The organism is Methylosinus sp. RM1, from assembly GCF_011378635.1.
Taxonomy (GTDB): Bacteria; Pseudomonadota; Alphaproteobacteria; order Rhizobiales; family Beijerinckiaceae; genus Methylosinus; species Methylosinus sporium.
In genome coordinates this window covers 1-12,643 of record NZ_WOVC01000030.1, presented here as the reverse complement: position 1 = coordinate 12,643, position 12,643 = coordinate 1, and the positions used below count along the sequence as shown (strand labels likewise).

Genomic DNA, 12,643 nt, shown 5'->3' with positions numbered 1-12,643 from the left:
TCGATTGGATTTCGGGCGTCGCGCTCAGAGGCACGCTGACCCGGCTGGACCGGCCTGTTGAGGAGTTCACTGCTCGTTCGGTGCTGCGGTTCGCCGCTGGGCTTCTTCCCCACCCGCCCTCGCGGACGCGCAGTTGCCCTCCGCTCGTGGTTGCTACCAACTCGCCCCACGAAGGACTTTCACCTCCAATTCGATGCCCATGCCTGGCACACCTCCCTCCGTCACGCCAAAATCGGCGGTTCACCCGTGTCTCCAGAGGGCGGCCTTATTCAATGCAAAGCTGGGGTTCCGATCCAATGAAATTTGACAGCGAACCAGGCCTTGTCGTCGGCCGAAATGGAACTTAGTCGGCATGAAGTCCGCAGCCGTCAGTTGCGGTATTCGGAGAGATCGAATAATTGCGGTCGGGAGCATCGAAGGTCTCCTGATAGGAATGGCGCGGGCGCGGCGCGTGGCGATGCGGGCTCCATGGGATCGCCCGCGCCGAGAGGCTCCGACCAGCCTGCGCCGAAGGTCCGCGCGTCAGGCCGCAGAGGGGGCTTCGGACTTGCCGTCGTCATTCGCGGCGAGCGAGGCGTCGAGCGCCGCCAGCTCGTCGCGTTTCATGTCGAGCTCGTCTTCGTAGGCGAAAGCTTCATCGAGGCGCCGGCGAAAGGCCGGGAGGCGTTCGGCGGCGTCGTGGGCGGTGCGCTTCTGCTCGGCCAACTCCACTTCAAAGCGAGAGAGGCAATATTCGAGGCGGGAGATGACGCCGAGCGGCGTCAGATCGTGCGAATATTCGATGTCGAGATACTTGCCGGCGCGCTGCATCGTCAGCTCGACCTCAGCGAGCTTCTGGCGCTCGACGGATCTTGCCGTCACGGACAAATCGAAGCCGCCGATATTGGCCACGCGCCAGTCGCCGCCCTTGCCTTCGAACTCCCTGGCGCGGATGTTCTTGAGCAGGGCGGCGCCGGCGTCCTTGCGTTCGACGAAGCGCTCGCCGTTCACCTCCATGCGGAAGGCGTCGCCGCGGGTCGGGATTCGCCTGGCGATGTCCTGCTCGATCTCGTCGATCCGCTTTTTGGCGTGACGGAGCGAGGCCTCGGTCGAGGAGATCGTGCGACGGACGGCGTATTGATCGTCGAAATGCGCGTCGCGCAGGCGCTCCAGGCGCGCGATCTCGGCTTCGAGCCCGGCCTTCTGCATGAGCCTCGGATCGCCCGATGCAATGGCCTTCGCCATGGCAAATTGATTGACCTGCGATCCGGCGTCCTCCAGCCGGCGGATGCTGCGGTCGCCGGACATGGCCATCTCGATGAAGCGGGCCTTCCGTTCGAGCAATTGCCAGCCCGTGGCGTCGACGCTGCCCTTGGTGGCGTAGGCGTAGAGCTCGATCTCCTCATTCTCGTTGCCCTGGCGCTCGATACGGCCTTCGCGCTGCTCGATCTGCGAGGGGAGCCACGGAACATCGAGGTGATGGAGGGCGACCAGACGGCGCTGGGCGTTGACGCCGGTGCCCATCGTGTCGGACGATCCGATGACGATGCGGGTCTTGCCGGCGTTGATGTCCTGGAAGAGACGCTGCTTGGCGCTCGACTTCTTGTAATCCTGCATGAAGGCGATCTGCTCGGCGGGGACGCCGAGCGCGACGAGGCGCGACTTGATCCAGCGGTAGGCCGAGAAGCCGCGCGTCGCCTCCACATTGAGCGTGCCGAGATCGGAGAAGATCATCTGCGCGGCGCCGGGCAAAAGGTAGGGGACGCCGTCGGCCCTCGTGTAGCGGCGGTCGGAGGTCTCGCGCCAAATACGATAGACATTGTCGATCAGGGCGTTGAGCTTGTTGCCGTCCTCATTGGCGTGGCCGGGCAGTACGAAGCGCAGATCGATGGCGGCGTGACGGCCGTCGGTGATGACGGAGAGGAGAATGTCGTCGCCCTTCTCGGGCTTGCCCTTGCGCTTCTCGATGACGGCGATGCGCTCGGCGAGAACTTTCTGATAGGACTTGAAAGCGGCGGTCGGCTCGGCCGTGACGATCTGGCGCTTGCCGCCTTTGACGCTCGGCAGACGCAGATAATGACGCAGGTCCGATTTGAGCACGACATCGGCGACCGAGCGATACATGGCCATGAGGTCGGCGACATTGACGAATTCCGAAAAGCGCGTAACCGGCTTGAAGAGCCCGGACGGCTGCAGCTCGAGTTCTGTCCGCGTCTCGCCGAAGGTCGCAGCCCAGGCGTCGAACTCGTGAATGCCCCGCTCTTCGAGCGCCTCCGGCTGCATGAAGCGCTGCAGGGTGAACATCTCGCCGAGCGTATTGGTGATCGGCGTGCCCGAGGCGAGGAGAAGCGCCCGCCCGGGGTTCTTCTCGTCGACGAAGCGGGATTTGACGAAGAGGTCCCAGGCGCGCTGCGAGCCGTCGGGATCGACGCCCTTCAGGCTCGTCATATTGGTGGCGAAGGAGAGCTTGCGAAACTCCTGCGCCTCGTCGACGATGAGCTGGTCGACGCCCATCTCGCCGATGGTCAGAAGATCGTCCTTGCGGCTCTGCAAGGCTTCGAGCTTGGCTTCCAGGCCTTCCTTCATCCGTTCGATGCGCTTGCGCGAGATGCGGTCGTCACCGTCGATCTTCTCCAGCAATTCGGAATAGCTGGCGAGATGGTTCTGAATGAGCGCCTGCTCGAAGGCGGCGGGCGCCGGCACGAATTTGAAGGCGCTGTGGGTGATGATGATGCAGTCCCACTGCGCCGTGGCGGCGCGAGCGAGGAAGCGCTGGCGCTTGTCCTTGGAGAAATTCGTCTCGTCGGCGACCAGAATGCGGGCGTTCGGATAGAGCAGGAGGAATTCGCGGCTGGCCTGCGCCAGGCAATGACCGGGAACGACCAGCATCGCCTTGGCGACCAGGCCGAGCCGCTTCTGCTCCATGATGGCGGCGGCGATGGTGAAGGTCTTTCCGGCGCCGACCGAATGGGCGATATAGGTCTTGCCGGCGCTGATGATGCGCCAGATGGCGCGCTTCTGGTGATCGTAGAATTTGATGACGCTGCTCGCGCCGGGGAGCTGCAGATGGCCTCCGTCGAAGTGCCGCGGGACCAGATTGTTGAACTGGTCGTTGTAGATGCGGGTGAGACGCTCGGCCCGCTCGACATTGGTCCAGACCCAGCGCTCGAAGGCGGTCTTGATCTTGGCGAGCTTCTCCTTGGCCGCCTCGGTCTCGGCGGCGTTCAACTCGCGCCGTTCTCGGCCGTCCTCCTTCCAGACGTCATAGATTTGCGGGATCGACGAATTGAGCGCGTCGCCGAGCAGCAGGCCGGCGTTGCGGCGCGCCGTGCCCCATTCGGAGGTCGCCTCGGCGCGGCCCGAGAAGGCGGAGAGCTCGACGGTCCAGGAGGCGATCTCGACGGTGTGGCGGATCGAGGCCTCCACGCCGATGACATCGGCGACGAAGGCGGTGACATCGGCGGTCGGGATCCAGGGCGCGCCGAGCCGCGCGGAAATATCCGAGGGCTTCAGATCCTCGGGCTGGACGGGGCCGAGCGCCTCGACATTGCGCCGATAGCGCGGATCTCGCTCGGCCGCGACGATCGCGGCCGCGAGCTTGGTGCGCACTGGGCCGGACAGATAGGCGTCGGCGGTCTGCCAGCTTTCGAGGCCTTCGATCGTGGTCTGAGGATCAAGGAAGACGCGATCCCCGAGCTCGGCGAGCGCTTCGTCGCGCGAGCGGCCGAGGAGGTCGGCGATGCGGTCGATGTCGACGTGGCCGAGTTCGTGCAGGGTGACGGCGAGGGCGTCGGCCGCGCTCTCGATCGTCGGCGTCGCCGGCGGATGCAGCACGCGCTCGGAGAAGATCGGCCCCTTCTTCGCCTCGCCGGTCTCGACGTCGTAATCTTCGATCGAGGCGACGAGCCAGACGTCGGGGTCGTCGAGGAAGGGCTGGAGATTGGGGCGGCGCTGCGTCTCGCGCGCCTCGCCGGTCTTCGGGTCCGTCGTCTCGGTGATGGTGGTGAGATTGATCGCTCCGAAATTGCGCAGGAAGCTGTTGTAGGCGATGCGCAGGCGCGTCTGGGCCGGACCCCAGGGCTCGTTGGCCTCTTGGGCGCGCAGGACCTCGCGAATGGCGTCCCGGATCGGAATGAGCGTGCGAATGATGCGGGCGTGCTTTGCGGGAATGCCTTCGCCTCCCTTGCCGCCGCGGATTTCGATCTTACGCGGCGCGCCGTCGATGATCTGCATCAGCGCGTCGTCGACGATGACGAAGCTGCCCTCCTTGATCGTCGCGCCTTCGGCTGCGGTCCCGACGCGAAGGGCGGTCCGGCTCGGCGCCGTCGCGGCCGATGGCTCGCTCGGCTGATGGATTCCGCGCGGCAGGCGCGAAACGGCGGCGTCGATCTCGACGTCGAGCGCGGCGCGGTCCTTTCGCAGGCAGGTGTAGGTCGGGCCATAGGCGCTGCTGGTCCGGGCGTGGAGCCCCATGACCATCTCTGGATGATCGATGAAATACCGATTGATCGAGAGAGCCTCCTCGCCATCCTCGGCGGGGACCGCTTCGGCGAGGCCATCCCATGCCGCGCCGGCGGGCTCCTGGTCGGGGGGGCGCCTCTGCAGGAACAGAATGTCGACGACGACGTCGGTTCCGGCGGCGGCGTTCATGGCTCCCTCGGGAAGCCGGATCGCGCCGACGAGATCGGCCATGCCGGCGATATGGGCGCGCGCCTTGTCGTCGACCTTGTCCATGGTCCAGCGGCTGGTGACGAAGGCGGCGAGACCGCCCGGCTTCAGCCGTTCGATCGACCGCGCGATGAAATAATCATGCAGCGAAAGGTCGAGGCGCTCGGCTCCGTCGAGACGCGCGCGCCGATCGCTGAACGGCGGATTGCCGATGACGAGGTCGAAGTTCTCGGAGAGGCGGGCCTTGGTGAAGTCTTCGCGCCGGATCCAGGCGTTCGGAAACAGCTGAGCGGCGATCCGCGCGGTGGTGGCGTCCATCTCGACGCCGGTGAGGCTCGATTTGCCGATGAGGCCTTCGGGGATGAGGGAGAAGAACAGGCCCGTCCCGCATCCGGGCTCCAGGATCGAGCCGCCGGCAAAGCCCATGCGCTGGACCGCGCGCCAGATGGCGCGGATGATGAACTCGGGCGTGTAATGGGCATATTGCGTGGCGCGGGCGAGGCTCGCCAGCTCTTCGCGCGGGACGAGCCGCTCCAGCTCCTCGCCGAGATCCTCCCAGCCCTCAGTGAAGGTCTCGCCGGCGCGCCGGAACATCATATCGGCGAGGTCGCGCGCACCGAAGCCGACGAAGCGGCTCAGGACGTCCTGCTCCTCCGAAGTCGCGTTGCGCTTTTCAGCCTCGATTTCAAACGCCAGCCGGATGGCGGCGAGATTGTCGGCGGCGCGGGCCTTCCAGCCGTGGGCGAGCTGGCGGTCGCAGCGAAGCACGAAGTCCTGGGCGGGGATGGCAGGCGGCGCAAGGACGGCCGGCGTTTCGTCTTCTTCGGGGACATCGGTCGATGGGCGAAAACTTCCGCCGTCGAGCGTCAAGCCGCCGGCGAGGCTGGTGGAATCGAACAGAGAAAGCGTCAGCTGATTGCTGTCCTTGGCCATGACGAGAATTCCTTTAGGCGAGCACGAAAAAGCCCGGCGCGCGCTTGGCGGCCGGGCATGGGCAGTGGGACGAATGTTCGAAGGAGAGGTCGCGTCGCGGCGGACTCACCAGGGTCCGAAGGCGGCTTCGATAGCGACGCGCTCGCGTCGATCGACGAGGTCGAGCGCTTTCATGTGAAGCGCGGAGCAGGCGCGCGCACGCGCGACGACATGGGACCAGGCCTCTCTGTCGTCGTGGAATCTCGGGGGGCCTTCTTGCGGATTATCGAACTTCTGCAGCTCGATGCGAGGCGCGCCGTCGCGATAGCTGCCGCAATCGGATATGACCCAGCCGTCGCGGCGCGCCGCGTCGTGGTCGAAGGCGTCGGGGCCGAACGCCGCCGCAGTGGCGGCGTCGCGAGTTTCGGATCCATTCGTGCTGATCTGTCGCATCGGAGTCTCCTCTCGATCTTCTTCTCGAAGACCCCGATCCCGAACCGAGGACGAACGGCTGGGGCAAAGGCGGCGCCTCGTGCGCCGGGATCGATCCGGCCCAGCGAAGCGGCCGGAGCGACCCCACCCTTTGCGGCGGCCGTTCGTTCGCGGTAACGCATTCCTTTCTGCTTCTGCTTTTCGGTTTTCTCCTTTTCGGACCTATGAATCGGCGTCATGAATGGTGCCGAACGAGTCGCGCCGCCGGTCTCGTGTCGCGCTCGATACGTTCCGAGATCCAGCGCCGACAATCGATCCTGTCGACGACGCGCTGCGCGCCGAGATCGAGCAGGCAAGCCGCGCCGCCGAAGGCGTCGAACGAGGGGAACACGCAGCCCTGACTCCAATGGAAACCCCATAGGCCGGTCAATCCGAACGTCCTCGCACAGCGCTGAACGAATGCAATCACTTGTTCGGGATCGCCGTCGTCGCCCGACACGATGCGAAGACATCCTCTATCGGCGTCGCTGGCTTTCACCGTGAAGCAGACGCGCTCAAATCTCGCGTCGAGCTCGTCCGCATATTGCTCATAGAGAGCAATGGCCGGAGGGACGAATTCTAAACGGCCGAGTGGAAGAACGCAGGAAAAATGCGTGTAGGAGCGGGACATGTCGATGTCTCCTCTGTGAAGCGAGATGCGGATTGTGAAAAGGGAAGTCGAGAACTGCGGAATTCAGCCGGGACCGGCGGCGTCGCCGAAGGCGCCGGCGGGCAGGCGCCAGCGCTCGGAGGATGTGAGTATCGCCGCCGACCAAAACGCGGACAGTGCGAGCTGCACGAGATCCGACCGAGCCAGCGCGGCCGGATAGGGTCTGCCGCGATCGGCGACGGTATGGAGGGGAGCGTCGCGTTTGACGGTGCAGCCGAAGCGTCGTTCGTATTCGGCGATCGTCTCGAAGCGTTCCGGCGCCATCCATCTGACCGTCGCCAACTGGTCGGGCGACGCGAAGATGCAATGTATGCAGGAGACGCGTCCAAAGCCGAGTTGATAGGCGACATGCGGAACGACGCCGTGACGTCGGAGCAGATCCCAGACTTGTCGTTCCTGCAAGCCGTGGATCGGACGCCAATGGTCGACGTGACGACGCCGGCGGGTTCCGCAACGCGTATCGGTGCGATGCGGCTCGAAGGTCGCATAGCGCGCCCTCGCCGGGCTCTCCTCGGCGCGCTCGCCGAGGAAGCGGGGCGAATTGCAGATCATGCTTCGCATCACGTCGATCTTCGCGACGGAGCTGCATTAGCGAAGCCGCAAATCGGCCGTGACCTGGGGGAAGCGCAGACGCGTGCCAGGATTGCCGAGACCGCCGACGGTCGTGACGCTTCCATCCGCAGTCTCGAACGTCACGCAGGCGGTGGGTTCGCCCTCGCGCAACATCTCGCGGCGCAAGCCTCCGTCGCGCCATGAGAAGTAGAGCGGAACATCGAAGGCCTCGGCGATCGCTCGGCAATAGCCGGCGGTGATCGGCCAATCGAACGTCGGCGGCCCGCGACCGTCGACGTCGTGATGATGCAACTCGACACGAGCGGGATCGACTCCTTCATCGATGAGATGAAGGAGTGCTCCTACCGAGTCCTTGCCTCCCGATGCCGCAATCAAGATGTAGTCGTAGCTCGTCAGATCAGGAGCAGTGGAGGATTCGGGGCGAGAGCGAGCATTCGGATGCTCGCCGCCTGCGGAGTTCGTCGATATGGCGCGTGTCATGACGATCACGCGGCCTCGACGAGGGGCGCGTCGCCAACGGCGGACTCCTCTTCATCCGGGTCGCTTTGGCTTTCCGCGAAGTCCGGATGAAAGGCGAGGCAATAGTCGGCCGCCTTCTGCGCCGCGGCGGCGGCGCGAAATATTTCGCGCTTGTCGCTCTGGAGTCGCGCTGCCCAAAATGCCACATAGCTCGCGTGGTTCTCTATGTCCGTCGGCAACCCGAGTTCCGTGTTGACGAGACAACTCGCTATATCAGCGATAAGTTCTTCGAATGCGTATTTTGCGGAGCCGAATACTCCTGTCAGATCGCGGTTCAAGCGGCTCGGCGCCGCAGTCCAGTGGCAAAGCTCATGGATCTCGACCACAGCGAGCCCTTCCGGCGAGCGGAACGCGCTTTTCGGCGGCAAATGAATGCTATCGGTGGACGGACGATAGAAGGCGCGATCGCCGCCAATATGGATGATGGCGCCGCTGTTGCGCATGATGATGTCCGCTGCTTCGAAGCGGCGCCAGGGAGCTTCCTCGATCGTCGGGGGCACGAACTCGGGAATGCCGTCGATCTGCGAGCCGTTGAAAACCGTGTAGGCGCGAAGTAACGGAATGTTGCGCGTATGCTCCTCGCCATCCGCGGGAGCGTCGCGATCTTCGACCCGCAGTTGCTTGTAGAAATAGACGGTCGTGCCCTTCTCGCCGGCGCGCACTTGCCAGCCTCTTTCCTTCGCTTGCTTGTAGCTGCAAAAACGAGGATCGCGACTCTCGAAGGAGAATTGCGACAAGCCGAGCAAGAGGACGTTGATCCCGTGATAGCGACGCCCCGTGACGGCGTTTATCGGTGAGAGCGATCCGCCCGATTTTTCGGGATCCCAGTGCCTGCGCCAGGGAGCCGTGCCCGCTTCGAGAGCAGCGACGATGCGGTCCGTGACGTCTTGGTAATGATCGCGACGCGCGGACGCGCGTCCATTGCTCTTCATGTTGTTATTCATGGGATTCGTCTCCGCTTCAGGTTTCGGAACGAAATCCCACGCCCCGCATCACGGCCGCCGGGGCAAGGGAGGACTCGCCGCTCGCGGCGAGAACGGGCGCGCGCGCCTTCACCCTTGCGGCGGCGGACGCGCATGCGGGAACAGCGCTTCGCGCTTTTCGATCTTCTTTTTGCTTCGGCTGTCGGTGTTTTCTGGATGCGCCGATTATCACGGGGCCGAAGACGCTCGGCGAGACGAGGAGCAGTCCATTCGATCCCTCCCCAAGGAAAAGTCGCTGAAAGCGCTTGCGCTGGTGTCGAGGAGCGGCCAATAGTTACGAAATCTCATTCGTCATGGACTTCGAGGAAAATTCGAATGACGGCTTCCGAGACAGAACCCTCTCGCTCGACCACGCTCGCGGCCGAGGTCGTCGCCGCTTTCGTCGCGAATAATTCCCTGCCGATCGGGAACCTGCCGTCGCTGATCCATGCTGTGCGCGGAGCGCTGGAAACTCTCGGCAAAGCTCCAATCGATACAACGACGCCGGTGGCGAAGCGAGAGCCGGCTGTTTCGATCCGCAAGTCGGTCACGCCCGATTTCATCATATGTCTCGAAGACGGGAAGAGCTTCAGATCGCTTCGACGCCATTTGAGGGCGCTCGGAATGAGTCCGGAGGAGTATCGGGCGAAGTGGGGCCTTCCTACCGACTATCCCATGGTCGCGCCAAATTATGCGGCGCAGCGATCGGAAATGGCGAAGTCTCTCGGGCTCGGCCGGCTTCGCTCAAAGACTGTGTCGAGCCCAAAGACCGCCGCCACCGCGCCGGCGAAACGTGGACGTTCGGCGAAGAAGAAGGTTTAATCGGAGATTTTCGGGGCGCTGTTAACGGATCCGAAATGCGCTGTTGGTCGCAATCGCGTGTCCTCGATTCGGATGACGTCTGTTCGGCATGCGTACGGAGATTCCAGAAATGGAACGCAGCCATGACGGCGCATCGCAGATTTTCGAAAGAAATATTGCTGCTCGCCTCGACCGACCGCGTGGGGTAGGGGCTACTTCCGTAGCCATCGGATTGGCCCGGCCGGTCATCCCGAGCGCCGAGAGAGGCTCTACTCCAGGAAATCGCCCCGGCTGAGTTCTTTATTTGTTCTCCTTATTGCGCTACGCTGAAAACCTCTCCGATTCGGCGTGACGCATGGCGACACTGATCATCACGGAAAAGGCCAGTCAGGCGAAAGATCTCCGCGCGGCTCTCGGCGCTCGCTTCGGGCAGATTCTGCCCGCCGAAGGCCATCTCCTTCGTCTGGCCGAACCCGAAGAGATCAACCCCGCCTGGAAGAATTGGTCCTGCGTCGTCCTCGAGCCGGATGGGCTCTATCCGACCCGCGTGGTCGCGCGAGGCAATAAGCCGGCGAAGCTCAGGGCCATAGCGTCGGCGCTCTCCGCATGTGACGACGTCATATTGGCGACGGACTGCGACCGCGAGGGTCAACTGATCGGCCAGGAAATCCTCGACCACCTCGGCTATCGCGGACGTGTGCGGCGGGCCCTGTTTACGGCTCAGGACCCGAAGACGCTCCAGCAGGCCTTCGCTCGGCTGAAACCCAACGCCGAGATGCGTCCGCTCTATGAGGCGGCGGTGGCGCGCCAGCAGGCCGACCAGATCTTCAATTTGTCGCTCACGCGGACCGCGACGAAGACCTTGCTCTCGCCCGGGGTTCGGGGCGTGATCGGGATTGGTCGGGTGAAGACGCCGACTTTGGCGATCGTCTGCCTCCGCGAATTGGAAATCCGCAGTTTCCGGCCCGAGGATTATTTCGAGGTCGTCGCCACCGCGACCGTCGAGGGCGGCAGCTTTCTGATGCGTCACGCTCCGCCGCCCAAGATGCGGATCAAGGAGCGCGCCCAGGCCGAGACGATCGCCAATGCCGCCGGCGGCCATAAAGGGCCCCTCGGCGTCCTGATCGACGAAAAGCGTCAGGCGCCGCCGCGTCTCTTCGATCTTCCGTCTTTGCAGAAGACGTGCGGCCAGCGCTGGGGATGGACGGCCGACAAGACTTTGTCCGTGGCGCAGGCGCTCTACGACGGCGAGGGCAAGAAGCTGATCACCTATCCGCGGGCGGAAGCGCGCTATCTGAGCGAAAATCAGATCGGCGACGTCCCGGCGATCGTCGCTGCGCTCACGCGCCTGCGCGGCTTCGCACGACTGGAAATCGCCGCTCCCGTGGTCCGACGCGGCAAGTCCGGCCATTTCTGCGACAAGGCGCTGGAAGGCGTGTCGCATCATGCGGTCGTTCCGAATGTCAATGTTCTCGACGATCTCGAAGCCCGATTGACGCGCCTCGACGAGGACGAAAAGCGGCTGTTCGCGCTCATCTGCCGTTCTTATCTGGCCGCGGTGATGCCCGATTACGAATATCGCCAGACCGTCGTCACAATGACCGTGCCGGTTCCGAGCCAGATTGCAGCGGAGTTCCGCGCCATTGGGCGCATTCCGCTCAGGCTCGGGTGGAAGGCCGTCTATCAGGCGATCGATCCGGACGTCGAGACAGAGATGGAGCAAACGCTGCCCTCACTCTGCGACGGCCAGAGCGCAAGCCTTTCCGACACGCGGGTCGAAGCAAAGAGAACGCAACCGCCGCCTCGTTATAACGAAGGGACGCTGGTGGATGCGATGCAAAATGCGTGGCGCTTCGTCGAAGACGCCGCGCTTCGGGACCGCCTGAAGGAGGCCAAGGGGATCGGCACGCCGGCGACCCGTGCAGAAATCATCAAGGGATTGAAGCGGCAAAATTTGCTGACCACGGATGGTAAGCTCGTGCTGCCGACTCCGGCTGGATTGCAACTGTTCGAACTCTTGCGCGGCGCCGCGCCTGCGCTCGTCGACCCCGCCACGACCGCTCTTTGGGAGATGCGCCTCGACGAGGTCCTCACCGGAAAGGCGGATTATCAGGCAGTCATCGACGGCATCGCCGCGGCTGCTCGCGAATTGATCGAAGCGCTGGTCGAAAAATCGACTGGAAAAGTCGATCTGACCATTTCGGCGCCGGCGCGTCGGTCAGGGCGTCGACGCCGAAGCCCACAGGATGACCGTTCCGGCGCGGCGAAAAGCGCGAGCGCGAGTCCGCGCCGTCGTACGTCGAAGGCGAAATCAATCGCCTCGGCCGAAAGTGTCGACGACCCATGCGCCAGGCGATCAAAAGCGCCGACCGACAAGATGGTCGCCTATGCGCAAAATCTCGCGCGCGCCAGAAAAGTGAAACTGCCTGAAGCGTATCTGCGGGATTTCGACGCCTGCCGCAGGTTTCTGGATGAGCACGCGAGATAGCGCTTGCTCGTCCATTTTCCTTTTCGGCAAGGCGCGAACGGAGCGTCGAGTCGGCCCGTTCATGGGGCGGCGGCGTTCCTCATCTCCGCACTTGCCGGCAGACCGCCGTCTCACAGATGCTGATCGAGAAACCGCAGGATTTTCTGCCGATTAAGGAAAACCAACGCCTGGATCTTCTCGATCCGGTCGATCGGACGTAGAAGCGCCGGATGGCTTCCGCGACGTTCTGGTGAAAGGCTTCGTCGACGAGGCGGCCATTTTCTGCGAGGGCGCCCTGGTCACGCGGCAAGCGGTCGGTCTATAGCAAAGACGACTTTGTTTTCGAGCCACGCCACTATCTGGCCCTTCTCGAGCACAAGCCTAACACTCTGGACCAGGCGGCTCTGTTGCAGGGCTGGGCCCTGCCGGATGCGCTCGCTGATCTGCGTCGGCCGATGGAGGCGCGCATGGGACGGCGAGGAAAGCGCGAGTTCGTTCAGGTCTTGCGGCTGACGTGCCCCTGAAAAATCCCCCCAGCATCGATTAGAGTCCGGCCGATTGCAGGACGGACACGATGAAGAAGAAACGGTTCACGGAAGAGCAGATCATCGGGATTTTGCG

The 12,643-nt window shown here is 63.8% G+C and carries 7 protein-coding genes and 2 pseudogenes; 3 read left to right on the top strand and 6 right to left on the bottom strand.

Features of this window, described 5'->3' with window-relative positions:
- Window positions 1-522 precede the first annotated feature (522 nt).
- The 6 genes and pseudogenes from FMZ75_RS16680 to FMZ75_RS16660 form a co-directional block, all read right to left on the bottom strand.
- Window positions 523-5,580, bottom strand: coding sequence for a DEAD/DEAH box helicase family protein (locus tag FMZ75_RS16680; RefSeq protein ID WP_166144349.1), 5,058 nt, complete (start codon window positions 5,578-5,580; stop codon window positions 523-525).
- Between the two features lie 105 nt (window positions 5,581-5,685).
- Complete coding sequence (locus tag FMZ75_RS16675; protein WP_166144346.1) at window positions 5,686-6,012, bottom strand: hypothetical protein; 327 nt, start codon at window positions 6,010-6,012, stop codon at window positions 5,686-5,688.
- A 214-nt stretch (window positions 6,013-6,226) separates the two neighbouring features.
- Complete coding sequence (locus tag FMZ75_RS16670) at window positions 6,227-6,661, bottom strand: hypothetical protein (protein WP_166144343.1); 435 nt, start codon at window positions 6,659-6,661, stop codon at window positions 6,227-6,229.
- Window positions 6,662-6,724: 63 nt separating this feature from the next.
- Window positions 6,725-7,276, bottom strand: a pseudogene (locus tag FMZ75_RS21380) (phosphoadenosine phosphosulfate reductase family protein); the annotation flags it as partial.
- A 12-nt stretch (window positions 7,277-7,288) separates the two neighbouring features.
- A complete protein-coding gene (locus tag FMZ75_RS21375; RefSeq protein ID WP_207783483.1) occupies window positions 7,289-7,762 on the bottom strand; it encodes a hypothetical protein in 474 nt (157 codons plus the stop codon).
- Window positions 7,759-8,736: an ArdC family protein gene (locus tag FMZ75_RS16660; RefSeq protein ID WP_166144339.1), complete on the bottom strand. Its 978-nt coding sequence runs from the start codon at window positions 8,734-8,736 to the stop codon at window positions 7,759-7,761. Before FMZ75_RS16660 ends, FMZ75_RS21375 begins: the two co-directional genes overlap by 4 nt.
- On the opposite strand from FMZ75_RS16660, the gene FMZ75_RS22230 reads away from it, so the two are divergent.
- The 3 genes and pseudogenes from FMZ75_RS22230 to FMZ75_RS21680 form a co-directional block, all read left to right on the top strand.
- Window positions 8,686-9,576, top strand: coding sequence for a MucR family transcriptional regulator (locus FMZ75_RS22230; protein ID WP_370464735.1), 891 nt, complete (start codon window positions 8,686-8,688; stop codon window positions 9,574-9,576). The two genes, FMZ75_RS16660 and FMZ75_RS22230, sit on opposite strands and share 51 nt — an antisense overlap.
- A gap of 334 nt (window positions 9,577-9,910) precedes the next feature.
- On the top strand, window positions 9,911-12,043 hold the full coding sequence (locus tag FMZ75_RS16650) for a DNA topoisomerase (RefSeq protein WP_166144336.1): 2,133 nt from the start codon (window positions 9,911-9,913) through the stop codon (window positions 12,041-12,043).
- Between the two features lie 211 nt (window positions 12,044-12,254).
- Window positions 12,255-12,534 (top strand): annotated as a pseudogene (locus FMZ75_RS21680) (IS21 family transposase); the annotation flags it as partial.
- Window positions 12,535-12,643 lie beyond the last annotated feature (109 nt).